The following is a 24,170-nucleotide window of genomic DNA, read 5'->3' on the forward strand; positions in this document are numbered from 1 at the left end:
ACGCCCGCCACGGCCGGCCAGCCCCAGGTGACAGCTCCCCCCGTTATTGAATCGCAGGACCGCGCCGCTTTGGCGTTGTCCTGACATGGCCGTGAACGGCCAGACCAGGCAGTGAACCGGGGCCCGGCCCCGGACCCAACCAGAAAGACAAGGAGACAGACTATGAGCAGCCCCGTATTACGCATCGGCCACGCCAGCCTGAAAGTCATGGATATGCAGGCGGCCATCCACCACTACCAGGACGTACTGGGCCTGCAAGTGGTGCACCAGGACGACGCCGGCCACGTGTACCTGAAATGCTGGGACGAGTGGGACAAGTTCTCGCTGATCCTCACCCAGGCGGACCAGGGCGGCCTCAACCACCTGGCCTACAAAGTCCGCAATGACGCCGTACTCGACGAACTGCAGGCCCGCATCGAGAACTGGGGCCTGAGCACGACCATGATTCCGGCAGGCGCCTTGCCCTTCACCGGCCGCCAGCTGCAATTCCACCTGCCCAGCGGCCACGACCTGCGCCTGTACGCCGACAAGGAATTCGCCGGCACGGGCGTAGGCTCGCTGAACCCCGACCCCTGGCCCGATGGCCTGAAGGGCTGCGGCGTGCACTGGCTGGACCACTGTTTGCTGATGTGCGAGCTGAACCCGGAGGCAGGCATCAACACGGTGGAAGCCAATACGCGCTTCATGCAGGAAGTCCTGGGCTTCTTCACGACCGAACAGGTACTGGCCGGCCCGGACAACAGCATCCAGGCCGCGACCTGGATGGCCTGCACCACGACGCCGCACGACATCGCCTTCGTGGGCGGCCCGACCAGCGGCCTGCACCACATCGCCTACTTCCTGGATTCCTGGCATGACGTGCTGAAGTCGGCCGACATCATGGCCAAGAACAAGGTGCGCATCGACGTCGCGCCCACGCGCCACGGCATCACGCGCGGCGAGACGATCTATTTCTTCGACCCCAGCGGCAACCGCAATGAAACCTTTGCGGGCCTGGGCTACCTGGCCCAGCCAGATCGTCCGGTGACCACCTGGACCGAAGACATGCTCGGCAGCGGGATTTTCTACCACACCGGCGACCTCGTGCCTTCGTTCACCGACGTCTATACCTGATCTGCCGGGCCGTATCCCGCCCCCGGCCACACGCCTGGCTGCGGGACGCTGCCCGTAGCCAGGCAGCTTTTCCTACCGCCTGCCGCTGTACGGCAGGCTGATTGACACCCCAGCAAGGAGACTGGCATGAGCACGCCCCCCATTGCGGGCCTCGCAACTGAAGCCGCCGCCCGCGCCGGCCTCACCGTGGCGCGCACCGCGCTGAGCGCCCGCGCCATCTGGGTGATGACCGATGCCGCCCTGCGGCAAGCCGAGGCCCTGGGCATAGAGGTCAATATCGCGGTCGCCGATGCGGCTGGCCTGCTGGTCGGCTTCATCCGCCAGCCCGGCGCTCCCCTGCACTCCATCGACATCGCCATTGACAAGGCCTATACCTCTGCCAGCTTCGGGCTGGCCACCGGGCAGTGGCCCGAAGCCCTGCAATCGCATTCACCTGCCGTGCGCGACGGCCTGCTGCGCCGGCCGCGCTTCGTGGCCTTCGGCGGCGGCCTGCCCATCGAGATCGACAGCCAGCGCCTGGGCGGCATCGGCGTCTCTGGCGGCAGCGAAGCCCAGGACGAAATCATCGCCGGGGCCGGGCTCGCAGCACTGGCCCAGGAATACTAACCCCGCCTGCGGCGCGGCCGCAGCAACTCGGCAACAGGAACATCAGCCATGACCCAGAAACAGATTCTCAACTTCATTGACGGCCAGTACGTGGCGACACAGAAACACTTCGCCAAACATTCGCCCCTGGACCACAGCGTCATTGCCCAAGTGCACGAAGCCGGCAAGGCCGAAGTCGACCGCGCCGTGGCCGCTGCCCGCGCCGCGCTGGACGGCCCCTGGGCAAGGATGACGGTGGCCGAGCGCGTCGAGCGCCTGTATGCCGTGGCCGATGGCATCAACCGCCGCTTCGACGAGTTCCTGGCGGCCGAGTGCGCCGATACCGGCAAGCCGCGCAGCATCGCCAGCCACATCGACATCCCTCGTGGCGCGGCCAACTTCAAGATCTTCGCCGACGTCATCAAGAATGTGCCGACCGAGTTCTTTGAAATGCAGACGCCGGACGGCCGTGGCGCGATCAACTACGGCTACCGTGGTCCGGTGGGCGTGGTCGGTGTGATCTGTCCGTGGAACCTGCCGCTGCTGCTGATGACCTGGAAAGTCGGCCCGGCGCTGGCCTGCGGCAACACCGTCGTGGTCAAGCCCTCGGAAGAAACCCCGCAAACCGCCGCGCTGCTGGGCGAAGTCATGAACGAAGCCGGCATCCCCCCGGGCGTCTATAACGTGGTGCACGGCTTCGGCCCGGATTCAGCGGGCGAATTCCTGACGACCCACCCACATGTGGATGCCATTACCTTCACCGGCGAAACCCGCACGGGCGAAGTCATCATGAAGGCCGCCGCCAAGGGCGCCCGTCCGGTCAGCATGGAAATGGGCGGCAAGAACGCCGCCATCGTGTTTGCCGACAGCGACTTCGACGCCGCCATCGAGGGCACGCTGCGCTCGGCTTTCGTCAATAGCGGCCAGGTCTGCCTGGGCACCGAGCGCGTGTACGTGGAGCGCCCCCTGTTCGAGCGCTTCGTCGCCGAACTCAAGCGTCAGATTGAAGGCTGGAAGATCGGCCTGCCCGAAGACCCGGACACCAAACTGGGGCCGCTCGTCAGCCGCGAACACCAGCAGAAGGTGTTGTCCTACTATCAGTTGGCGGCCGAAGAAGGCGCAACGGTCGTGACTGGCGGTGGCAAACCGGCCATGGCGGGCGCACTGGCCGACGGCGCCTGGGTGCAGCCGACGATCTGGACCGGGCTGCCGGAAACGGCCCGGGTCATCAAGGAAGAAATTTTCGGTCCGTGCTGCCATATCGCCCCCTTCGACACTGAAGAAGAAGCCCTCAGGCTGGCCAACGACAACGAGTACGGCCTGGCCGCTGCCATCTGGACGCGCGACGTAGCGCGCGCGCACCGCGTGGCGCAACGTATGAAGGTTGGCATTTCCTGGGTCAACAGCTGGTTCCTGCGCGACCTGCGCACGCCGTTTGGCGGCGCCAAGCATTCCGGCATCGGCCGCGAAGGCGGCGTGCATTCGCTGGAGTTCTACACGGAGTTGAAAAATGTCTGCATCAAGCTCTGATACCAATCCGGAGATCGGCCGCAGCGTCATGGCCAGCGGCCTGCGCACCAATGTTCATGACATGGGCTCGGGTGCGCCGGTACTGTTGATCCACGGCTCCGGCCCCGGCGTGTCGGCCTGGGCCAACTGGCGCACGGTCATGCCGACGCTGGCCCAACGTGCCCGCGTCATCGCGCCCGACATGGCCGGCTTCGGCTATAGCGAAGGGCTGGATCTGTCGCTGCCGGGCGTGCGCCATGACCTGTTTTCCTGGGTCTGGGTACGACAGGCGCTGGGCGTGCTGGATGCCCTGGGCATCGAACAGGCCGATATCGTCGGCAACTCGTTTGGCGGCGCCCTGGCGCTGGCGCTGGCCATCCGCCACCCGGAGCGGGTACGCCGGCTGGTGCTGATGGGCAGCGTAGGCGTGCCCTTCGCCCTGACTCCCGGCCTGGATTCCGTCTGGGGTTACACGCCCTCGCCGCAAAGCATGCGCCAGGTACTGGATATCTTCGCCCACGACCGCAATCTGGTCAGCGATGAACTGGCCCAGCTGCGCTACCAGGCCAGCATCCGGCCCGGCGTGCAGGAAGCCTTCGGTGCCATGTTCCCCGCCCCGCGCCAGCGTTGGGTCGATGCGCTGGCCAGCCACGAAGAGGACATTCGCACCCTGCCGCATGAAACCCTGATCATTCATGGCCGCGAAGACCAGGTCATTCCGCTGCAGAACTCGCTCACGCTGTCGCAATGGATTCCACGGTCTCAACTGCATGTGTTCGGGCACTGCGGCCATTGGACCCAGATCGAACATGCAGCGCGCTTTTCCCGTCTGGTAGGAGATTTCCTCGCCGAAGCGGGACAGGCCGAGCCCAAGGCATTGGCAGACCGGCAAACCGCCACGCGCCAGGATACAAAAGAAGCCGCCTGAGCGGCCTGCATAACAGGGCTGTAAGCAACCCTGAATTACCCCGGGCTGGCTGTGCCGGCCCGGTTTTTACTCGCTGTGGCGGCAGAGCCATGAAGCAGCGCTTTGCGCAAACCGTTTCATTTTTTGCTCGCCCATGGCAAGGCCCTAGAAAAAATCCACCAAAACCATAATCAGGGATAACAACAATGATCCACCACAAACCCTACCTGATGCCGCGCCTGCTCGGCCTGGCCCTGGCTGCCTGTGCCATGGCGGCCAGCGCCGCCGACCAGCCGCAACGCCCCAATATCCTTTTGATCGTCGCCGACGACCTCGGTTATTCCGACATCGGTGCCTTCGGCGGGGAAATCGCCACGCCGAATCTCGATGCGCTGGTTCAGGATGGCGTGGCGCTGACCGACTTCTATGCGTCGCCCTTTTGTTCTCCCACCCGTGCCATGCTGATGTCTGGCGCGGATAATCACCAGGTCGGCTTTGGCAGCATGGCCGAACTGCTGACACCGCAACAGCGTAGCCTGCCAGGCTACGAAGGCTACCTGAGCGATCGCGCGCTGCCCTTTCCTGTCGTGCTGCAGGACGCCGGCTACCGCACCTACATGGCCGGTAAATGGCATTTGGGCGTCAAGGAAGAATTTTCACCGCCGCAACGCGGCTTTGATCAGTCCTATGCCCTGATGCACGGCGGCGCCAGCCACTACGACCAGAGCGGCATCATCACGTTTGACGCGGACAAGGCACCCGTCGCCCTGTACCGGGAGAACGGCAAGGAAGTCCAGCTGCCGGACGACTTCTATTCCAGCGAGTTCTTCGCATCGCGCCTGCTGTCCTATATCGACGCCGACCAGCGCAAGGACCAACCCTTCTTTGCCTACCTGGCCTTTACCGCACCGCACTGGCCGCTCCAGGCGCCGGACGAATACATCCGCAAATACGAAGGCCGCTACGACGCCGGCTATGACGTGCTGCGCGAGGAACGCCTGGCACGCATGAAAAAGCTGGGCCTCGTGCCCCAGGACATGCAAGGCTATGTCGGTAACCCGGCCTGGCCGCGCTGGAAAGACTTGAGCCCGGAGCAGCAACGCGTGGAAAGCCGGCGCATGGCCGTCTATGCCGCCATGGTCGAAGCCATGGATGCCCAGATCGGACGGGTCATCGACCATCTGAAGCAAACCGGCCAGTATGACAATACAGTCGTCATTTTCATGTCCGACAACGGTGCGGACGGGAATACCGTGCTGGACGAAGGCGCGACCCGCGCCTGGGCCCACAAGCATCGCGACAACAGCTACGAGAATACCGGCAGGCCGGGCTCTTTCGTGGAATACGGGCCAGGCTGGGCGCAGCTTGGTTCCACCCCGTTCAACCTCTACAAGGCGTTCATGTATGAAGGCGGCATTTCCGTGCCCAGCATCGTGCGCCTGCCTGGCGGCAAACGCCAAGGTGAATTCGTTCGCGCCCCTGCGCACGTGACCGACGTGGCGCCCACCATCCTGGCACTGGCGCAGGTCGAACAGCCCGGCGAGCAATATCGCGGCCGTGATATCGTCCCCATGCAAGGACGCTCCATGGTGGATATGCTGGCCGGCCGCAGCGACAGCGTGCACGATACCTTCCGCCAGGGCTGGGAGCTGAATGGCCGTCGCGCCATGCGCGTGGGCGACTGGAAAATCGTTTACGCCAATGCCCCCTGGGGCAAGGACCGCTGGGAACTGTTCAATATCGCCGCCGACCGCGCCGAACTGAAAGACCTGGCCGCCGAGCACCCGGACAAGCTCAAGGAAATGATTTCGGAGTATGAGCAATATGCCAACCGCAACGGCGTCATGGATTTCGAAGGGCTGGCGTCCCGCCCGGGCTACAGCAACAGCCTGAATTACTACAAGGACCTCGATGAAAGCCTCTGAGCGTCCGGGTAATGGCCTCACGCTGGCGCGCTGCGTACTGGCAGCCGGACTCCTGGCCGGGCTGGCCGCCCCTCCGCAGGCAGGCGCTGCCACGCCGCTGCCCGCCCCGGCGCCAGCGCATGATTGCCTGGCCTACAGCGGCATTCCCGACGGTTTCGGCCCTGCCACGGATAAAGCACCCAACCGCGCCGGCCTGGTTGCCATTCCCGGCGGCCGCTTCCTGATGGGTGCCGACGACGGCTACCCTGAAGAAAAACCGGTGCATCCGGTGGCCGTGGCCGGTTTTTTCATAGATCGCCATGAAGTGACCAATGCCCAGTTTGCCCGCTTCGTCGCCGCGACCGGCTATGTCACCCGTGCCGAACACACTCCAGATCTCCCCCACGGCATCCAGGTGCCCGATGCCTACCGCCAACCGGGTTCAGCGGTTTTCGTCCCACCTGCCAGGCCATCAGGCGGGCATGCGGGCGCGGGCCACGACCATGACGACCATGGAACAACCGAGCAGCATGGCGCCTATCAATGGTGGGCCTGGGTTCCCGGTGCAAACTGGCGCCATCCCGGCGGCCCCGACACCGGCATCGAAGGGCTGGAAAACCATCCGGTGGTTCACATCGCCTACGAAGATGCGCAGGCCTATGCCCGCTGGCTGGGGCGCGATCTGCCGACCGAAGCGCAGTGGGAATATGCCGCGCGTGGCGGCCTGGAAGGCGCTACCTACCCCTGGGGAAATACGCCGGAACTGCAAGGCCGCCTGATGGCCAATACCTGGCAAGGCAATTTCCCGGCGCAGAACCTGGTACGTGACGGCTATGCCGGCAGCGCGCCCGTAGGCTGTTTTCCCGCCAACGGCCATGGCCTGTGGGATGCCGTCGGCAATGTCTGGGAATGGACCCGCGACCCCTGGCGCCCCTACCACGACCCGCAGGCTTCCTCAGAACCCCCGGCCCAAGCCCACCTCGCGCCTGGCCGCCAGGCTGCCACACGCGTCCTCAAGGGCGGCTCCTTCCTCTGCGCCCCGAATTTTTGCATGCGTTACCGCCCAGCCTCGCGCCAGCCCCAGGAGGCCGCCATGTCCACCATGCACGTGGGCTTTCGCACTGTCCTCAATCTCGAACCTTGACAGCAACAACAGGAACTTAGCCATGGACCAGCAGCAGATCCAGACTCTCGGCGCCGAACTCTACCAGGCCTTGCGCCAGCGCCAGGTCATCGCCCCCTTGACCGAACGTCATCCGGACATAAGCATCGAAGATGCCTACGCCGTCCAGCAGGCCATGCAGGCCCTGCGCCTGGCCAGCGGCGAGCGCGTGGTCGGCAAGAAAATCGGCGTAACCAGCCAGGCCGTGATGAACATGCTGGGCGTCTACCAGCCGGACTTCGGTTGGTTGACCGATGGCATGGTCTACAACGAAGGCGAACCCATTGCTGCCGCCAGCCTGATCCAGCCCAAGGCGGAAGGTGAAATCGCCTTTGTGCTGAAGAAAACCCTAAAGGGGCCGGGCATTACCGCTGCCGACGTGCTGGCTGCGACCGAAGGCGTCATGGCCTGCTTCGAAATTGTCGATTCCCGTATCCGCGACTGGAAGATCAAGATCCAGGACACAGTGGCCGACAACGCGTCCTGCGGCGTATTCGTGCTGGGCGACCGCCTGGTCGATGTGCGCGACGTGGATCTATATACCTGCGGCATGGTCCTGGAGAAAAACGGCGAGATCGTGGCAACTGGCGCAGGCGCAGCGGCCCTGGGCCATCCAGCCAATGCCGTGGCCTGGCTGGCCAATACGCTGGGACGCCTGGGCATCGCCCTGGAGGCCGGCGAGGTCATCCTGTCCGGTTCACTGGCAGCCATGGTGCCGGTCCAGGCGGGCGACAACCTGCGCGTCACCATCGGCGGCATCGGCGGTTGCTCGGTCCGTTTCGTTTGAACACCCCATACTGCCGCCCCCTTTTTCCCTGCCTTGCATTACGGCTGCCTGCCGGATCTCCGGCAGGCCATCACTCTGAACATAGAAGGAAGACGACATGGCCCTGAACCCCGAAACCATCGCCCAACTGGCCGAGCACCTGGAAACCTGCCAGCTGGAAGCCCGCGACACGCCAAAGATCACCAATGACCACCCTGACATGGACTGGGATGACGCCTACGCCATCCAGGATGAAATCCTGCGCCGCAAGCTGGCCCGGGGTGCGCGAGTGGTCGGCCTGAAAGCCGGCCTGACCTCTCATGCGAAGATGAAGCAGATGGGCGTGGAAACCCCGGTATTCGGCTTCCTGGTGGACGAGTACAGCGTGCCGGAAGGCGCCGAAATCAAGACCAGCGACCTGATCCACCCGAAAGTCGAGCCGGAAATCGCTTTCGTGCTCAAGCATGCGCTCAAGGGGCCGGGCTGCCATATCGGCGCTGTACTGGCTGCCACCGAATTCGTCCTGCCCGGCATTGAAGTCATAGACAGCCGCTACCGCGACTTCAAGTTCGACCTCAAGAGCGTGGTGGCCGACAACACCTCGGCAGCACGCTTCGTCGTGGGCGGCCAGGCGTTGCGGCCGGACCAGACCGACCTGCGCACGGTCGGCATCGTGCTCGAAAAAAATGGCGAACCGGTCGCGCTGGGCGCAGGCGCAGCAGTGCTGGGCCACCCGGCAGCCGCCATCGCCATGCTGGCCAATCACCTGGGCAAGAAGGGCCAGGAAATCCCTGCGGGCAGCCTGATCCTTTCCGGTGGCGTCACGGAAGCCGTCGCCGTCGCCGCCGGCGATCACGTCTGCCTGCGTGTGCACGGCATGGGCAGCGTCTCGCTGCGCTTTGCCTAAGGCTTCCCGCCCCCTTTCCCCAGTCCGGGGCCGGCCTGCGCCCGCCCCGGGGCTACCGGCCTCAGATGATCTTTCACTCTGACAGGAGATGCCATGCCATTTGCACAAATCCATATTCTCGAAGGCCGCACCGAAGCACAGAAAAAGGCGGTGATCGAGAAAGTCACCCAGGCACTGGTGGAGGCACTCGACGCCCCTGTCGCCAATGTGCGTGTCTGGATTCAGGAAGTCCCCAAGGAAAACTGGGGCATCGCAGGCGTCAGCGCGAAAGAGCTAGGACGCTGACACGCCCCCCGTCCAGTCTGGATTCGGCAGGGACCATCCGGTCCCTGCCTGCGCTAATATTCCAGAATCTGGCACAGGTTGTGTCAGCGAGAAACACGGCGCTCAGCCTGTCCTCAGACTCAAAGGAACCCCTTGTATGCGTCCCATATCCTCCTGTGCATTACTTGCAATAATCACACTGGCAGGCTGCGCGACAGGCACACAACCCCGTTCCCTCAGCCTGCAGGAAGCGTCGGCCTTCGAGCAAACATTATTGGCCAGAGCGCCCGCGACGCCTGTCCACCCGCCCCCCACCTTTGTCCAGCCCATTAACAAGCAGGAACGGTGCCTGCTGCCATCGACGCCACAACAATCGGCCAGCCCGAACTTTCGCGCATACTGGGACGGCGGCTGCCAGAACGGCTATGCCCATGGCCTGGGCCGCGACATCGCCATATCAGACACCCAGCATATCGAACAGATTACCGTCCACAACGGCAACGGCGATAACCTGTCTCAACCCGCCATCACCTACGATTTCGTCAACGACCACGTTACCTACAGCCTGAACGGCAACATTCCTGGTTCTGCCAGCTTTCTGCAGGAAAGGTTTCGCAATGACATCAGCGGCTTTGATGTCGTGCAGATAATGGGCAAACAGGATGGCCAAGGCCGGCTGGTCGCCCTATCCAGCGGCCCATTCCAGTCTGCCCGGACCTTTCTGAACAGCGACGGCAAGATCCTCTATCGTTTCCAGGACAATAGCGCAGCGCCCGCCCTATCGCCCCAGGCCATCGTCCTCCTGGCAGACACCCAAGATCCCGTCACCCAGGCACCAGGCGGGATTCTCATTGTCCGTCTTGCCAACGGCGCATTCATTTATCTCAAACTGGGCGGGCCTGTGCTCGAACCCATCAAGCTGCCCCCTGAATATGTCGCGAACCGCCAAGCCAAATTCCAGGCAGTTCAGGACGCCCTCCCATCCATCCAGGCCGACATTGAGCAAGTACGGCAACTGGAACGCAATTACCTGTTTCGCGCTTGCAGCACAGGCTATCACCTGAAGGAACTGGATCCTGTCACCGCCCAGAAAATCTGTACCTGGCGCGATCAATTTCGTGCCCCATACGCCAGGGCAGCAGAGCAATACCGTCAGGAACAGGAAAACCAGCGTCAACAAGCGGCCCTCGCTGCGCAGCAACACTTGCTCCAACAACAATTGGCCCAACAACAGCAATGGCAGCAACAGCAACAATGGCAGAGCGAGCTGGACCAGCTGAACCAGGCCAGCCGCGAGCTATACCAGCAAAGCCAGCAACTGCTGCAGAACCAGATCAACCAGCCCATGCCCCAGGCTGCCAGTATCCCGTCCCCCGGCAACAGCAGCACCATCACCTGCATCAATACCGGACCAGTGACAAACTGCCGCTATTGAAGGCACACAGCAGGAACGGAAGCTATACGCCCAGATACCGACTCGCCAGCCCCGCTTCCTGCTGCAGCGCGGCCGGGCTGCCTGACCACACCACCGTGCCCTTCTCTACGATGTAGTGGCGGTCGACCAGCGTAGCCATTTCCGGCAGGTTCTTGTCTATCACCAGAATCGTCTGCCCCTCCGTCTTGAGCTGACGCAGGCATGACCAGATTTCCTGCCGGATCAGCGGTGCCAGGCCTTCGGTCGCCTCATCGAGAATCAGCAAATGCGGGTTGGTCATCAGAGCCCGCCCTACCACCAGCATCTGCTGTTCACCGCCCGACAAAGTGCGGGCCGACTGCTTGCGCCGCTCCAGCAGGCGAGGAAACAGCGCATAGACCCGCTTCAGATCCCAGCTGTCACGCCCCGGTTCGCGCCTGGCCGTCGCCAGCAGGTTTTCTTCCACCGTCAGCGATCCGAACACGCGCCTGCCTTCTGGAACCAGCCCGACGCCCAGACGCGCCACCACGCTGGGTGCCAGACGCTCCAGCGGTTTGCCACGAAAACTGACCTGGCCGCCACGTGCAGGCAGCATGCCCATCACGGTCTTGACGGTAGTCGTCTTGCCCATGCCGTTGCGGCCGATCAGGGCGATCACCTCGCCCTCGCCAGCCTCGAAAGACATGCCGAACAACACCTGGCTGCCGCCATATCCCCCTGCGAGATCCTGAACCGTCAGCATGTTTCTTCTCCCAGATAAGCAGCGCGAACATCCGGATGCTGGCGCACGGACACTGGATCACCCGTATGGATGATGCGGCCGTAGACCAGCACGCTGACGCGATCAGCCAGCGCAAATACGGCATCCATGTCGTGCTCGACCAGCAGAATGCCGTAATCCTGCTTGATTTCCGCCAGCAGCCGGGTCATGCGCGCCGACTCATCCCCGCCCATGCCAGCCATCGGTTCGTCCAGCAGCAGCAGGCGCGGCTCACGCGCCAGGGCCACGGCCAGTTCCAGCTGACGTTTCTCGCCATGCGCCAGGTCGGCGGTACGTGCCAGGGCGCGGTCCGCCAGGCCGACTTTTTCCAGCCAGTGCATGGCACGCTCGTGCATGGCGCCATCGTTACGCGGATTGCGCCACATGCCGAAGCCGCGCGACTTGAGCAGCATGACGGACAGAATCACGTTTTCCAGCGCATTGAACTCCTGACACAGCTCGGTGATCTGGAATGAGCGCCCCAAGCCCTGACGCGCCCTGAGATAAGGCGGCAGGCGCGTGACATCACGCCCTTCGAGTTCGATCACCCCGGCGTCGGGCAGGATTTCGCCGCAGATCTGCGTGATCAGCGTTGATTTTCCCGCTCCGTTGGGGCCGATAATGGCGTGGATCTCCCCCTTGAAGACGGTCAGGTCCACGCCGTTGGTTGCCTTCACGGCATGAAAAGCCTTGTGCAAGCCTGCAATGCGCAGCAAGGGAGCTGCGCCATCCTGCCGCTGGTGGTTGTTCTGCTCATTGGCCATTGCGCTTCTCCAGCAGTCGTCCGAACAGCCCGCGCTGCGCCAACAGCACTACCAGTACCAGCAGCGGCCCCATATAGAGCAACCAGTGTTCGGTCACTGCCGACAATGCCTGCTCCAGCCCCAGGAAAACAGCCGCGCCGCCAATCGGCCCCAACAGGGTGCCTACGCCCCCGAGGATCACGATGGCCATGAATTCGCCGGATTTGGTCCAGGCCGCCATATCCGGCGTGACCAGCCCGGAGTAATTGGCCCACAGCACGCCTGCCAGCCCGGTGCCCACCGCCGACAGCACGAACGCCGTCAGCCGATGCGGTACTGGCGCCACGCCGAGGTTCACCGCGCGCCGTTCACTCTGGCGCAGCGCCTGCAGCACCATGCCGAAACGCGAATTGACGATACGTATGCACAGCAGCGTCCAAAGCGCCAACAGGACCAGGCAGACGTAATAGAGTTGCGTGTCGCTGGACAGATCCACGCCCGGCAGATGGTTGCGCTCGTTGAGCAGCAAGCCATCGTCACCGCCATAGACTTGCAGCGACACCAGGATGAAGTAGAGCATCTGGCCAAAGGCCAGGGTGATCATGATGAACTGCACGCCCCGCGTACGCAGCGCCAGGTAGCCTGTCACCAGGCCCAGCAATGCGCTGCAGGCCAGGGCCAGCGGCCACACCAGCAAGGCCTCATTGCTGCCCGCCCAACCAAACAGCGGACCGGCCTCGAAGGTATGGAAGGAAATGATGCCGACGACGTAGCCGCCCATGGCAAAGAACATGGCATGGCCGAAACTGATCATGGCGCCATAGCCGATGACCAGATCCAGACTGACGGCCACCAGACCGTAGATCAGAAAGCGCGTTGCCAGGTTGACCCAATACGGCGAGCCTATGGTTTCAGCCAGTAGCGGCAACAGTGCCAGGACCAGCAGGCCGCCCCAGCCAAACAGGGCACGCCTGGCGTTGAAGGAATTTTGAATCATGTTTCAGCTCCGCGCCGGGAACAGGCCAGCAGGCTTGATGATGAGAACAATGGCCATCAGCACGTAGATGCTGGCCGAGGCAAAGCCTGCCGCCAGCGGATCAGCGATCGTCGGGGGAAACAGATGCCCCAGCAAGGTCGGCAGATAGGCGCGTCCCAGGCTGTCCACCATGCCCACCAGCAGTGCGCCAGCCAGCGCGCCGCGCACGGAACCGACCCCGCCGATCACGATGACCACGAAAGTCGTGATCAGGATGCGCTCGCCCATGCCGATTTCCACTGCCAGCAAGGGCGCGGCCATGACGCCGGCCAGGCCGCACAGCAATGCGCCCAGGCCGAACACCAGCGTATAGAGGCGGCGGATATCCACGCCCAGCGCTTCCACCATGCCGTGGTCATCGGCACCGCCCCGGATCAACATGCCGATCCGGGTGCGGTTGACCAGCAGCCATAGTCCCAGGGCCACCAGCGCCCCCACCAGGATGAAGGCCAGGCGGATGACCGGATACTGGAAGCCCGGGCCCAGCGTCACGTATCCCTGCAGGATGTCAGGGATATTCACCAGCGGCGGGCGGCGCCCGAAAATCAGGCTGACCGCCTCGTTGGTGAACAACAGCAACCCGAACGTTGCCAGCACCTGGTACAGGTGGTCACGCTGGTACAGCCTGCGTATCGCCAGCACTTCGACGACCAGCCCGTAAATTCCCGCCCCCAGCAGTGCCGCCAGGATGCCGGCAAGGAAAGAGCCGGTATTGGCAATGGCGTAGGCCGCGCAATAGGCCCCCACCATATAGAACGAGCCGTGCGTCAGGTTAACGACCCCCATGATGCCGAAGATCAGGGTCAGCCCGGCTGCCAACAGGAATAGCATGGCGCCGAACTGCAGGCCGTTGAGCAACTGTTCGAGGAAAAAAGTCATGATGGCATCTTGCAGAGTTTGGCGTAGCTATCCTCGTGATCGGTCATCAGCTTGCGCACGGTACGCGGCGCGAGCTCACCCGAATCCTGGCGGACGATCTGCATCAGGTAGTAGTCCTCGATAGGGTGCTGGTTCACGTTCATGCGGAAGTTGCCGCGCAGTGATTCGAAATCCGCCTGGCGCATGGCTTCGCGGAATTCATCCTTGCGCGACATGTCGCCGTCGACGGCCTTGAGCGCGGTACCCATCAGCTGCGCCGTGTCGTAGGCCTGCATGGCGTAATCGGTCGGCACGCGGCCATATTTTTTCTGGAAGGCTTCGACAAAAGCCCGGGATTGCGGCGTGTCGGTATCCAGTGACCAGATGCCAGTGGTATAGACCCCTTCTGCCGCATCACCCGTCGCCTTGAGCATGTGTGCATCCATGGAGAAGCTGGGAATGATCATCGGGATACTCTTGTTCAACCCTGCCGCCGCATACTGCTTGGCAAAGTTGATGCCGGTGCCGCCGGGATGGAACTGGTAGACGGCGTCCGGCGCAATGGAGCGGATACGCGCCAGTTCGACAGAGAAATCGGACTGGTCGAGCTTGGTGTAGATTTCCGCGGCGATTTCGCCCTGGAAATTTTCCTTGAAGCCGGCGATGGCATCGCGGCCGGCCTGGTAGTTGGGCGCCAGCACCGCCACCTTTTTGTAGCCCAGTTCGTTGGCCGCCACGCCGCCTGCCGAATAGAAGGCATCATTCTGGTAGGACACGACGAAGTAATTGGGGTCGCAGCGCTGGCCAGCGAAGTTCGACGGGCCGGGATTAAGGCTGATGTAGAAGTCGTCGGCCTTGGTCACGCTGGGCACCACGGCCGCCAGCACATTGGAAAAGATGACGCCAGTGAAGATGGGGACGCCGGACTGCACCATGCGGTCGGCCGCCTGCTTGGCATTGGCAGGCTTGAGCGCATCGTCCTCCACCATCAGTTCTACCGGAACGCCGCCCAGCTTGCCGCCGCCTTCTTCTATCGCCAGATTGAAGGCATCGCGCAGGTCTTCGCCGATGTAGCCGGCCGGTGTGGAGAGCGTGGTGATGAAACCGATGCGTACCGGATCCTGGGCCTGCGCCACGGCGCAAGCCCCTGCCAGCAGCGCGCCGACAGTGAGGGTTTTCCTGATCATGTGTTGTCTCCAGTATGGTTATGAAACCGGCCTTTTTTCGTGCTGGCCGGCTGGCACTGCTTGATACTACGCTGTCCTGATTTGCCCTCGGCGGCGCGCGGCTCGCCTCCCGGGTAAACACCGAGGCACCGCCGCCTGCCGCCGGCTAGCGGGCTTCCTGGCGCAGCGCGAAACGGCGCAACTTGCCGGTTTCGGTACGCGGCAGGCTATCGACGAATTCGACCAGGCGCGGATACTTGTAGGGTGCAACACTGTCCTTAACAAAGCGTTGCAGCGTTTCCACCATGGCTTCGTCCGGCGCGTTTCCGGCCTTGAGCACGACATAGGCTTTGACAACCTGGCCCCGTAAATCATCCGGCCAGCCAACCACTCCGCATTCCGCAACGGCCGGATGACGCAGCAGCGCATCCTCGACTTCCGGGCCGGCGATGTTGTAGCCAGCAGAAACGATCATGTCGTCGTTGCGCGCCTGGTAGAAGAAATAGCCATCGCTATCACGTACAAAGACATCGCCAGGCAGATTCCAGCCTTGCTGCACGAAGACCTTCTGGCGTTCGTCCGCCAAATAGCGGCAACCGGTAGGGCCACGCAGCGCCAGGCGCCCCGGCGTACCATCGGGCACAGGCTGCATGTCCGCATCCACAACGCAGGCCTCGTATCCCGGCACTACCTGACCGATGGCGCCACGCCTCACGTTTTCCGGACGACTGGAGATGAAGACGTGGATCATTTCAGTGCCGCCAATGCCATCTACCATTTCAATGCCGCTGGCATCCTTCCACAGCTGGCGCGTGGCGTCAGGCAACGCTTCGCCGGCCGACACGCACCGGCGCAGGCTGGACAGGTCGTATTGGGACGCCAGCGCAGCCATTTGCCGGTAGAAGGTCGGCGCAGTAAAGACGATGGAAACGCGAAAATCCTGCACCGCTTGCAGCAGGCTCGCTGGCGTGAGTTTTTCGGCCAGCACCACGCTTGCGCCAACGCGCAGCGGGAAGCACAGCAGGCCGCCCAGGCCGAAGGTGAACGCCAGCGGCGGCGTGCCGCAGAATATGTCATCCGGGCCGGGCTGCAATATATGGCGCGAGAACAAGTCGCACATGGCCAGCACGTCACGATGAAAATGCATGCATCCCTTAGGCATGCCCGTGGTACCGCTGGTGAAGGCAATCAGGCAAACATCATCGGCTGCGGTGTCGCACGCCATGAACTTGTCGTCCGGCTGTGCGGCGGCACGCGCTTCCAGGGATGCGCTGCCCGGCTGGTTGAAGTAACGGATCTGCTGCAGGTCGCTGCAGAAGTGTTCATGACCCGGGGTGCGGCAGAATTCCGCTTCTTCGGCCAGGCGCGAGTCACACAGCATGGCGCTGATCTGCGCTTTTTCGATAACCTGTTTGAGTTCCTTGGCACGCAGCAGCGGCATGGTCGGTACAGTGACCATGCCAGCCTTGATCGCCGCCAGCCAGGCCGCCGCCATGAGCGGGTGGTTGGCGCCGCGCAGCAAGACGCGGTTGCCCGGTACCAGGCCCATTTCTTCGGTCAGCACGCGGGCCATGCGATTGGTCAATGCCTGGAGTTCGCCATAGCTCATCGTTGCCTGGGCACCGTCTTCCCCCAGCCAGCGTAGTGCGATCCGCTCACCCCGGCCTTCACTGACATGGCGGTCCACCAGTTCCACCGCGCAGTTCAGGCGGGCGGCATAGTCGGTGTCCGGGGAATCCAGCATGACAGGCCAGGTGTCCTGCGGCGGCAGGTTATCGCGAGCGAAGGTATCGACGTGTGCGGAAACTTCCATGATTACCTCGGGTTGAGCACCCGCCAGGACAGGCCCGGCCGGAAATTATTTTATAAATACATATTTTACTTTTAAAGCAATGTAGCCAAATTCAGGCACTGGAACTATCTAGGAATTACCCTCAGGCAAGCCGCCAAGGGCCGCGTCAGGACTGGCGTTGCACGGTTTGACTGGGTTGCGCGGTTTGCTTGCCGCTTCATGTATTGCTGGTGCGCGGTTGGGCGGGCTCGATCACCAAGCCGCAATATCGGGCCGCGCCGTTCCCGGCGTTCGATGGTCTTGCCGAGCATCAGGAACAGCAGCGCCCCCCCCCCCCCAACTCAAGGACTGGGACCTCGCTCCAGGTAGGTGGACAAGGCCACGATGCAATGGGTGCCATCTATGCCTTCGAACCCCTGGATACGCGCCAGGATTTCTTCCAGCGCCTGGGTGTCGCGGGTACGTACCTTGAGCAGCACGTCGCTCTGCCCGGTAATGGTATGCACTTCCTCGATATCCGGCAGGCCGGTGAAGTCATTCTGTTCCAGTGTCGTCGCCCAGTTGCGGGTCTTGACCTGAATGAATGCCAGCAGCGGACGGCCAATCGCAGGGCCGTCCAACACCGCGACGGTTCCCTTGATCACACCATCCTGCTTCAGCCGCTTCACGCGCTCATGCACGGCTGGCGCCGACAGGTGCAGGGCCTCGCCGAGGGCAGCATAACTACGTGTCGCATCGGCGGCAATCAGGCTTAACAATCTTCGGTCGACATCATCCAAGGCCGCACCGCCCCCCGCGCCTTTCCTAATGCGATTCGTTTTTTCTTCCACAGCCTTTATCCCCCTTCAAACAACAGAACGATATAAGTTAAATTAGACAAAACGCTGAATATTTTAAGTCATCACCCATGTTTTCCGCGATCCACGTCTTGTCCAGCATCCAGGCCCATCCCGGGCAGGCCGGACCGCCGCGAGCGAACCGCAACTCCTTTCCCTATTGATTCACGGCAACTGCCGTGCCCACTATCTGTTTTGACTCGCTGCGCATCATGGAACTGGCTACGTTCTATTCATTCCTGGTCTATTCACTGGTCACCGCCATCACGCCGGGGCCCAACAACATCATGCTGACTGCCTCCGGCCTGAACTTCGGTTTCCGCCGCAGCATTCCCCATATCCTGGGCGTGGCCATGGGCTTCGGCGTCATGGTGGCCGTGGTCGGGCTGGGCATAGGCAACCTGCTGAAAAGCTCCCCTGCCCTGTTCGAGACCATCCGCGTACTGGGCATTTTCTACCTGCTCTATCTGTCCTGGCGCATCGCCACGGCCGGCGCGTCCTCGTCTTCCAGCAATACCAGGGGCCGACCGCTGGGCTTCGTTGGCGCCGCGCTGTTCCAATGGGTCAACCCGAAATCCTGGATCATCACGCTGAGCGCCGTAACGTCCTACACCAGCAATACCAATGGCAGCCTGACGCTGTTTCTGACGCTCGGCCTGATCTACACCATCGTCAGCCTGCCCGCCGTCAGTGCCTGGGCCTACATGGGCTCGCGCCTCCAGGACCTGGCTGCGGACGCACGGCGCATGCGCTGGTTCAACTGGGGCATGGCCCTGCTGCTGGCCAGTTCCGTGCTGCCTTCCATCCAGGCTTCATTGCAGTACTTCTCGCTCTGAACACCTGCCGCCAGCCTGTCTATCACGCCGCATCCGCCCGGGTTGCGGCGTTTTTTTCTGCCTAGCCGGACGTCGCCGCCAGCCAGCGCTGCAGCGGCAAAGCCCCTATACTTGAACCACACCTCAATAAGAGGCAATAGCTCGCCGTTCCGATTCATAGTAGGTTGCCTATCCCGCTTTAAGGAAGCCTGTCATGCCTCAGCGCCGTCGCCCCGCCCTCGCCACTTCCATTCCCTCCGGCTGGCGCTGGGTACTGCGACAGCTTTCACGCCGGCTCTGGGTGCACACCACCCTCATTGGCCTGCTTGGCGTCGTGGCGGCCATGCTTGCCGCATTGGTGGAGCGCTACGTCCCTCCCTGGGAAGTGCCATCCAATATCGGCGACAACTCCGTCTTCACCCTGCTGCAGATCATGGCATCCAGCATGCTGGCCGTCACCACGTTCTCATTGAGCATCATGAACGCGGCCTACGATGCCTCGACCAATAATGTCACCCCACGAGCCACGCGCCTGCTCATGGAAGACCGAATTACCCAGAACGCCCTGTCAGCATTCATCGGCTCTTTCATTTTCAGCATCGTCGGCATCATTGTCCTGCAGACCGGCGCTTACGGCGAACGCGGCCGGTTCGTGATGTTCGTCGTCACCATTGCCGTCATCGCCCTGGTCGTGATTTCGTTGTTGCGCTGGATCGACCACCTTACCCGCCTCGGACGCGTAACCGATACCTCCAGCCGCATTGAAGACACGGCCAGGCAAGCCCTGGACGCCCGGCTCGTGCATCCCTACCTGGGCGGCCTGCCGCTCCATGCCCCCAAAACGGAGGTTCCTGCTACTGCCGTGCCGGTCATGGCAGCTGCCATCGGCAATGTACAGTTCCTCGATATGGTTGCCCTGGCGCGTTGCTGCGAACAGCACGATTGCGATGCCTACGTACCGGCCATTCCTGGCACCTTTGCCTACACCGACACGCCCCTGGCCTGGCTCCATCGCGCCGACGGGCAGCCCTTGCCCGAATCCGCCCTGACAACCTGCCACGCCTGCTTCACCCTGGGCGCGGAGCGCGCCTTCGACCAGGACCCGCGCTTCTGCCTGGCCGTCATCGGCGAAATCGGGGCTCGCGCCGTCAATGACCCTGGTACCGCGATAGATATCATTGGCCGCATGGCCCGGCTATTGCAACGCTGGGCCGACGGCTGTGCCAGCCCAGTTGCCGAGCCCACGCTCTATCCCCGCATCCGCGTCGCCCCGCTGACAGCAGCAGAACTCTTTGCCGACGCCTTTACGCTGATTTCGCGCAACAGCGCCGGCATGATAGAAGTGCAGGTGCGCCTGCAACGCACCCTGCACGCCCTGGCCCGCACAGGCAATGCCGACTTCCGCGCCGCAGCGCGGGAACAGGCGCAACTGGCCCTGGAACGGGCGGAAAGCGCGCTGGTGCTGGAACAGGAAAAGCTGCAGCTCCGGCGTGCTGCGCATGATGCAGCCTGAGATGCCTGCTGGCGCCTGCAACGGTAGCGTCACGCAGGGCTAACATGGTCAAATACCCTATTCCGCCGCAAACGCCCGCATGGTGTTCCAGGCGCTGGCCCCCCCGGCGCATCCCTGCACCGGGGCACCGGCCGCCATGGCAGCCTTGCGCAGGCGCCGCCTGACCATTTCCAAAGTTTCGATGCAAAAGAACGATCTTTCCGCCCATACCCCCATGATGCGGCAATACCTGGAACTCAAACAGGAAGCCGGCCCGTTGCTGCTGCTTTACCGCATGGGGGATTTCTATGAGATGTTCTACGAGGACGCCGAGCGCGGCGCGCGACTGCTCAACCTGACGCTGACCAAGCGCGGCAATTCAGCAGGGGCGCCGATTCCCATGGCCGGCATTCCGGTGCACGCGGTGGACCAGTACATCGCCAAACTCGTCGCGCAGAATATTTCCGTAGCCATTTGCGAACAGATCGGCGACCCTGCCACCAGCAAGGGGCCCGTGGAACGCAAGATCGTCCGCATTGTGACGCCCGGCACGCTGACCGACGATGCCCTGCTGCCCAGCAAATCCGACCGTATCCTGGCCGCCCTGTCGACGACCGGCAAGGCGCCCCGCAAGCTGCGCCATGGGCTGGCGTGGTTGAACCTCGCCAGCGGCGATTTCCGTGTGTCGGAGTGCGACCCTGCCGAACTCGAAGCCGAGCTGCACCGGATCGCCCCGGCGGAACTCATCATCGCCGACCAGGCTGAATTGCCGATCGCCTTCGACGGTGCCATTGCCCGCACGCCGGACTGGCATTTCGAGTACGAAGGTGCGCGCAGCCATCTGCTGGCCCATTTCCGCACGGATTCCCTGGCCGGTTTCGATGCCGAAGACCTGGAAGCCGCGCAATGCGCCGCGGGCGCCCTGCTGCGCTATGCCACTCGCACCCAGGCGCAGACGCTGACGCACGTGCAGACGCTCAAGGTGGATCGCAGCGGCCAGTATGTGGTGCTGGACCCCTATACCCGCCGCAATCTTGAACTGACGCGTACGCTTTCCGGCGAGGAAACCCCCACGCTGTTCTCGCTGCTGGACCACTGCCACACGCCCATGGGCAGCCGCCTGCTCAAGCGCTGGCTGCATCACCCCCTGCGCGACAATGCACCGGTGCTGGCCCGCCAGCAATCCATCGAAGCCCTGCTGGCAGCGGCTCCCGGCGCCTCGGCCTGGCAGACGGAAGCCTTGCTCAACGGACTGCAACGCGCCTTGCGCCCGATTCCCGACCTGGAACGCATTGCAACGCGCCTGGCGCTGCGCACCTTGCGGCCACGAGAGCTCGCCAGCCTGCGCGAGGCGCTGCTGGCACTGCCCGGCGTCCTCCAGGCCCTGGCATTACCTCAGGACAGTGCCGTCCCACTCCTGCACTATTTGGCCGCCAGCCTGGAAATCGACCCAGGGCTGGGGGAACTGCTGACACGCGCCATTGCCGCTGAACCCGCAGCTGCCATCCGTGATGGCGGCGTGATCGCCACCGGCTACGACAGCGAACTGGACGAACTGCGCAGCCTTGCCAGCGACAACGGCGAATTCCTGATGCGGCTGGAAACCCGCGAGCGTGAACGCACCGGCATTTCCAACCTCAAGGTTGAGTACAACCGCGTGCATGGCTTCTATATCGAAGTGTCGCGCCTGCATGCGGAGAAAGTCCCGACGGAATACCGCCGCCGCCAGACCCTGAAGAATGCCGAGCGCTACATTACGCCTGAGCTGAAAAGCTGGGAAGACAAGATCCTCTCGTCCAAGGACCGCTCCCTGGCCCGGGAAAAATGGTTGTACGAACAATTGCTGGATGCCCTGGCGCCGCACGCACCGGCGCTGTCGGCGTGCGCCGCCGCGCTGGCCGAGCTCGATAGCCTGGGCGCCCTGGCCCACCATGCTCGCACGCATGCCTGGGTACGCCCGGAATTGTCCGACCAGGCAGAAATCAGCATCGAAGCCGGCCGCCACCCGGTGGTGGAGAACGCCATAGAACGCTTCACCCCCAATGACTGCCAGCTGGACTCCACCCGCCTGATGCTGCTGGTCACCGGCCCGAACATGGGGGGTAAATCCACCTATATGCGGCAGGTCGCTCTCATCGCCCTGCTGGCCCGCATCGGCAGCTTCGTGCCCGCCACACAGGCGCGCATCGGCAGCCTGGACCGCATTTTCACCCGCATAGGTGCCGCCGACGACCTCGCTGGCGGCCGCTCCACCTTCATGATGGAGATGACCGAAGCCGCCACCATCCTGTCTGCCAGTACCAGCCACAGCCTGGTTCTGATGGACGAGATCGGGCGCGGCACCTCGACTTACGACGGCCTGGCGCTGGCTTGGGCCATCGCTCACCGCCTGCTCACCCACAATCATGCGCTGACCTTGTTCGCCACCCACTATTTCGAACTGACGCGCATGCCATCGGAGTTTCCGCAGGCTGCCAACGTGCATCTGGCAGCGGCGGAATCTGCCAGCGGCATCGTGTTCCTGCATGAAGTGCGAGAAGGCCCCGCCAGCCGCAGCTATGGCATCCAGGTCGCGCAACGTGCGGGCATTCCAGCGGCCGTCATCCGCCATGCCAGCCGCGAACTGGAACGCCTGGAAAGCCAGGGCCAGCCCACGCCGCAGCTTGGCTTGTTCAGCCAGGGCTTCGACGCCCCCGCCCCCTCCCCTGCTGCCGAGGCCGAAGCCCATCCCGCCGTCACCGCGCTGTCCGATATCGACCCGGACAGCCTCACGCCCAGGGAAGCCCTGGACGCCCTCTACCGCTTGAAAGGCCTGCTGCAATGAACCTGGATACTCCGCTGACCCTGCTGGGCGGCATCAGCCCCGCAGAATTCATGCGCACCTACTGGCAGCGCAAGCCCTTGCTGATCCGCCAGGCCGTTCCTGGCATCAAGCCTCCCGTGAAAATCCCGGGGCTGCGCAAGCTGGCACGCGAAGATGATGTCGAATCGCGGCTGATCTGGAAAGAGGACGGCGAATGGCAGATGGAAAACGGGCCGTTCGCACGCCTGCCCAAGCGCGATGAACGCGAATGGACGCTGCTGGTTCAGAGCCTGGACCAGCACGACGATGCTGCCGCGCACCTGATGCAGCAGTTCCGCTTCATTCCCGACGCTCGCCTGGACGATGTCATGGTCAGCGTTGCCAGCGACGGTGGCGGCGTTGGCCCCCACTTCGACAGCTACGACGTTTTCCTGCTGCAGGCCCAGGGTACCCGCCACTGGCGCATCGGCCAGCAGCGCGACCTTGATCTGGTCCCGGACCTGCCTCTGAAGATACTCAGCAACTTCCAGCCGGACGCCGAATACTACCTAGAGCCCGGCGATATGCTGTACCTGCCCCCCCAGGCCGCGCACGACGGCATTGCGGTCGGCAATGACTGCATGACGATTTCCATCGGTTTTCGCTCCCCGGACCGGGCGACGCTGGCGCGCGGCATGCTGGAAGCGGCCATGGACCAGGTCATGGAACGCGCCACTTGCAGCGGCGGCACCTATGCTCAGCCGCTCCTGCCCGGCCCCGACCTGTCCGCGCGCTATCGCGATCCGGGCCAGCCGGCCACCGCCACACCAGCGGAAATCCCCGGCAAGCTGGTCAAGCATGCACTGGATAGCGTCGCCAAGGTGCGTTTCGACGAAGCGCTGGCGACACGATTCCTGGGCTGCTGGCTCAGCGAACCGCACCCGAACGCCGTATTCGAATCCAGTCTGGAAGACAGCGACGATACCGCCGACAGCCTGCCCGATAGCCTGCCTTCCCATGGCCGGCTGGTGCTGGACCGGCGCACCCGGATGCTCTACCGCGAGCGCCAGTGCTTCATCAACGGGGAATGCCTGGAATGCCCGCCAGACGCATTGCTGCGCGCACTGGCCGACGCCAGGGAACTGCAGTGCACTGACTGGCGCAAGCGCCGTATCGGGCTGGCCGTGCGTGAATACCTGACAGATTGGCTGGATGCCGGCTGGCTGCACTGGCGCGAATAAATAGCCAAGCTGCCATCCTGGCAGCGCCCGGATGGCAGCTGCCTCCTCTGGGCACTGCCAATAAAAAAGCGGCCTGATGAGGACATCAGCCGCTTTTTCACTTCCTGCCTGCGGAACA

At 63.2% G+C, this 24,170-nt stretch carries 21 protein-coding genes; 14 read left to right on the forward strand and 7 right to left on the reverse strand.

The genetic code is table 11. From position 1 onward, the window contains the following. Positions 1 to 162 precede the first annotated feature (162 nt). The 10 genes from EV679_RS10245 to EV679_RS10290 all read left to right on the forward strand — a co-directional run bounded on the left by EV679_RS10245 (position 163) and on the right by EV679_RS10290 (position 10,552). On the forward strand, positions 163 to 1,113 hold the full coding sequence (locus EV679_RS10245; RefSeq protein WP_068373977.1) for a catechol 2,3-dioxygenase: 951 nt from the start codon (positions 163 to 165) through the stop codon (positions 1,111 to 1,113). A 126-nt stretch (positions 1,114 to 1,239) separates the two neighbouring features. Then, positions 1,240 to 1,719 carry a GlcG/HbpS family heme-binding protein gene (locus EV679_RS10250; RefSeq protein ID WP_083969724.1) on the forward strand — a complete coding sequence of 160 codons (480 nt, stop codon included), beginning with the start codon at positions 1,240 to 1,242 and terminating at the stop codon, positions 1,717 to 1,719. Between the two features lie 48 nt (positions 1,720 to 1,767). Next, a complete protein-coding gene (locus tag EV679_RS10255) occupies positions 1,768 to 3,228 on the forward strand; it encodes a 2-hydroxymuconic semialdehyde dehydrogenase (RefSeq protein ID WP_068373980.1) in 1,461 nt (486 codons plus the stop codon). After that, a complete protein-coding gene (locus EV679_RS10260) occupies positions 3,209 to 4,135 on the forward strand; it encodes an alpha/beta fold hydrolase (RefSeq protein ID WP_068373983.1) in 927 nt (308 codons plus the stop codon). The genes EV679_RS10255 and EV679_RS10260 overlap by 20 nt, the downstream gene beginning before the upstream one ends. Positions 4,136 to 4,320: 185 nt before the next feature. Beyond that, complete coding sequence (locus EV679_RS10265; RefSeq protein ID WP_130487140.1) at positions 4,321 to 6,039, forward strand: arylsulfatase; 1,719 nt, start codon at positions 4,321 to 4,323, stop codon at positions 6,037 to 6,039. Then, positions 6,026 to 7,162 (forward strand): formylglycine-generating enzyme family protein, encoded by a 1,137-nt coding sequence (locus tag EV679_RS10270; RefSeq protein WP_130487141.1) that lies wholly within the window; start codon positions 6,026 to 6,028, stop codon positions 7,160 to 7,162. The genes EV679_RS10265 and EV679_RS10270 overlap by 14 nt, the downstream gene beginning before the upstream one ends. A gap of 22 nt (positions 7,163 to 7,184) precedes the next feature. Beyond that, on the forward strand, positions 7,185 to 7,967 hold the full coding sequence (gene dmpE, locus EV679_RS10275) for a 2-oxopent-4-enoate hydratase (RefSeq protein ID WP_130487142.1): 783 nt from the start codon (positions 7,185 to 7,187) through the stop codon (positions 7,965 to 7,967). A 97-nt stretch (positions 7,968 to 8,064) separates the two neighbouring features. Next, positions 8,065 to 8,853, forward strand: a complete 789-nt coding sequence (gene dmpH, locus EV679_RS10280) for a 2-oxo-3-hexenedioate decarboxylase (RefSeq protein WP_127773438.1) — start codon at positions 8,065 to 8,067, stop codon at positions 8,851 to 8,853. A gap of 93 nt (positions 8,854 to 8,946) precedes the next feature. Then, positions 8,947 to 9,138, forward strand: a complete 192-nt coding sequence (locus tag EV679_RS10285; RefSeq protein WP_068373988.1) for a 2-hydroxymuconate tautomerase — start codon at positions 8,947 to 8,949, stop codon at positions 9,136 to 9,138. A gap of 136 nt (positions 9,139 to 9,274) precedes the next feature. Further along, on the forward strand, positions 9,275 to 10,552 hold the full coding sequence (locus tag EV679_RS10290; protein WP_130487143.1) for a hypothetical protein: 1,278 nt from the start codon (positions 9,275 to 9,277) through the stop codon (positions 10,550 to 10,552). Positions 10,553 to 10,574: 22 nt separating this feature from the next. Here EV679_RS10290 and EV679_RS10295 read toward each other — a convergent pair whose 3' ends face one another. From EV679_RS10295 to EV679_RS10325, 7 genes are all read right to left on the reverse strand, one after another. Continuing rightward, positions 10,575 to 11,273: an ABC transporter ATP-binding protein gene (locus EV679_RS10295; RefSeq protein WP_068373991.1), complete on the reverse strand. Its 699-nt coding sequence runs from the start codon at positions 11,271 to 11,273 to the stop codon at positions 10,575 to 10,577. Next, a complete protein-coding gene (locus EV679_RS10300) occupies positions 11,267 to 12,055 on the reverse strand; it encodes an ABC transporter ATP-binding protein (protein ID WP_068373993.1) in 789 nt (262 codons plus the stop codon). Before EV679_RS10300 ends, EV679_RS10295 begins: the two co-directional genes overlap by 7 nt. Next, positions 12,045 to 13,031, reverse strand: coding sequence for a branched-chain amino acid ABC transporter permease (locus tag EV679_RS10305; RefSeq protein WP_068373997.1), 987 nt, complete (start codon positions 13,029 to 13,031; stop codon positions 12,045 to 12,047). Before EV679_RS10305 ends, EV679_RS10300 begins: the two co-directional genes overlap by 11 nt. Positions 13,032 to 13,034: 3 nt before the next feature. Beyond that, positions 13,035 to 13,949, reverse strand: coding sequence for a branched-chain amino acid ABC transporter permease (locus EV679_RS10310; RefSeq protein WP_130487144.1), 915 nt, complete (start codon positions 13,947 to 13,949; stop codon positions 13,035 to 13,037). Further along, positions 13,946 to 15,115 (reverse strand): ABC transporter substrate-binding protein, encoded by a 1,170-nt coding sequence (locus tag EV679_RS10315; RefSeq protein ID WP_130487145.1) that lies wholly within the window; start codon positions 15,113 to 15,115, stop codon positions 13,946 to 13,948. Before EV679_RS10315 ends, EV679_RS10310 begins: the two co-directional genes overlap by 4 nt. Before the next feature lie 145 nt (positions 15,116 to 15,260). Continuing rightward, complete coding sequence (locus EV679_RS10320) at positions 15,261 to 16,907, reverse strand: AMP-binding protein (protein WP_130487146.1); 1,647 nt, start codon at positions 16,905 to 16,907, stop codon at positions 15,261 to 15,263. 320 nt (positions 16,908 to 17,227) lie between these two features. After that, a complete protein-coding gene (locus tag EV679_RS10325) occupies positions 17,228 to 17,665 on the reverse strand; it encodes an Lrp/AsnC family transcriptional regulator (RefSeq protein ID WP_134838189.1) in 438 nt (145 codons plus the stop codon). A 236-nt stretch (positions 17,666 to 17,901) separates the two neighbouring features. Between EV679_RS10325 and EV679_RS10330 the strand changes: the two genes are divergently transcribed. The 4 genes from EV679_RS10330 to EV679_RS10345 all read left to right on the forward strand — a co-directional run bounded on the left by EV679_RS10330 (position 17,902) and on the right by EV679_RS10345 (position 24,052). Continuing rightward, positions 17,902 to 18,558 carry a LysE family translocator gene (locus tag EV679_RS10330; protein WP_202969567.1) on the forward strand — a complete coding sequence of 219 codons (657 nt, stop codon included), beginning with the start codon at positions 17,902 to 17,904 and terminating at the stop codon, positions 18,556 to 18,558. 193 nt (positions 18,559 to 18,751) lie between these two features. Next, complete coding sequence (locus EV679_RS10335) at positions 18,752 to 20,050, forward strand: DUF2254 domain-containing protein (RefSeq protein ID WP_202969568.1); 1,299 nt, start codon at positions 18,752 to 18,754, stop codon at positions 20,048 to 20,050. A 181-nt stretch (positions 20,051 to 20,231) separates the two neighbouring features. Continuing rightward, complete coding sequence (gene mutS / locus EV679_RS10340; RefSeq protein WP_415777637.1) at positions 20,232 to 22,853, forward strand: DNA mismatch repair protein MutS; 2,622 nt, start codon at positions 20,232 to 20,234, stop codon at positions 22,851 to 22,853. Next, complete coding sequence (locus tag EV679_RS10345; protein WP_130487147.1) at positions 22,850 to 24,052, forward strand: cupin domain-containing protein; 1,203 nt, start codon at positions 22,850 to 22,852, stop codon at positions 24,050 to 24,052. The genes mutS and EV679_RS10345 overlap by 4 nt, the downstream gene beginning before the upstream one ends. Positions 24,053 to 24,170 lie beyond the last annotated feature (118 nt).

This window comes from Kerstersia gyiorum, assembly GCF_004216755.1.
GTDB classification, from domain to species: domain Bacteria; phylum Pseudomonadota; class Gammaproteobacteria; order Burkholderiales; family Burkholderiaceae_B; genus Kerstersia; species Kerstersia gyiorum.

What these genes read in the sequence shown, in the direction of transcription:
- EV679_RS10305 (WP_068373997.1), bottom strand. Translation starts at nt 13,031, where the DNA reads ATGATTCAAAATTCCTTCAACGCCAGGCGTGCCCTGTTTGGCTGGGGC.
- EV679_RS10260 (WP_068373983.1), top strand. Translation starts at nt 3,209, where the DNA reads ATGTCTGCATCAAGCTCTGATACCAATCCGGAGATCGGCCGCAGCGTC.
- EV679_RS10335 (WP_202969568.1), top strand. Translation starts at nt 18,752, where the DNA reads ATGCCTCAGCGCCGTCGCCCCGCCCTCGCCACTTCCATTCCCTCCGGC.
- EV679_RS10320 (WP_130487146.1), bottom strand. Translation starts at nt 16,907, where the DNA reads ATGGAAGTTTCCGCACACGTCGATACCTTCGCTCGCGATAACCTGCCG.
- EV679_RS10255 (WP_068373980.1), top strand. Translation starts at nt 1,768, where the DNA reads ATGACCCAGAAACAGATTCTCAACTTCATTGACGGCCAGTACGTGGCG.
- dmpH (WP_127773438.1), top strand. Translation starts at nt 8,065, where the DNA reads ATGGCCCTGAACCCCGAAACCATCGCCCAACTGGCCGAGCACCTGGAA.
- mutS (WP_415777637.1), top strand. Translation starts at nt 20,232, where the DNA reads ATGCAAAAGAACGATCTTTCCGCCCATACCCCCATGATGCGGCAATAC.
- EV679_RS10295 (WP_068373991.1), bottom strand. Translation starts at nt 11,273, where the DNA reads ATGCTGACGGTTCAGGATCTCGCAGGGGGATATGGCGGCAGCCAGGTG.
- EV679_RS10345 (WP_130487147.1), top strand. Translation starts at nt 22,850, where the DNA reads ATGAACCTGGATACTCCGCTGACCCTGCTGGGCGGCATCAGCCCCGCA.
- EV679_RS10245 (WP_068373977.1), top strand. Translation starts at nt 163, where the DNA reads ATGAGCAGCCCCGTATTACGCATCGGCCACGCCAGCCTGAAAGTCATG.
- EV679_RS10265 (WP_130487140.1), top strand. Translation starts at nt 4,321, where the DNA reads ATGATCCACCACAAACCCTACCTGATGCCGCGCCTGCTCGGCCTGGCC.
- EV679_RS10270 (WP_130487141.1), top strand. Translation starts at nt 6,026, where the DNA reads ATGAAAGCCTCTGAGCGTCCGGGTAATGGCCTCACGCTGGCGCGCTGC.
- EV679_RS10285 (WP_068373988.1), top strand. Translation starts at nt 8,947, where the DNA reads ATGCCATTTGCACAAATCCATATTCTCGAAGGCCGCACCGAAGCACAG.
- EV679_RS10310 (WP_130487144.1), bottom strand. Translation starts at nt 13,949, where the DNA reads ATGACTTTTTTCCTCGAACAGTTGCTCAACGGCCTGCAGTTCGGCGCC.
- EV679_RS10300 (WP_068373993.1), bottom strand. Translation starts at nt 12,055, where the DNA reads ATGGCCAATGAGCAGAACAACCACCAGCGGCAGGATGGCGCAGCTCCC.
- EV679_RS10290 (WP_130487143.1), top strand. Translation starts at nt 9,275, where the DNA reads ATGCGTCCCATATCCTCCTGTGCATTACTTGCAATAATCACACTGGCA.
- EV679_RS10250 (WP_083969724.1), top strand. Translation starts at nt 1,240, where the DNA reads ATGAGCACGCCCCCCATTGCGGGCCTCGCAACTGAAGCCGCCGCCCGC.
- EV679_RS10315 (WP_130487145.1), bottom strand. Translation starts at nt 15,115, where the DNA reads ATGATCAGGAAAACCCTCACTGTCGGCGCGCTGCTGGCAGGGGCTTGC.
- dmpE (WP_130487142.1), top strand. Translation starts at nt 7,185, where the DNA reads ATGGACCAGCAGCAGATCCAGACTCTCGGCGCCGAACTCTACCAGGCC.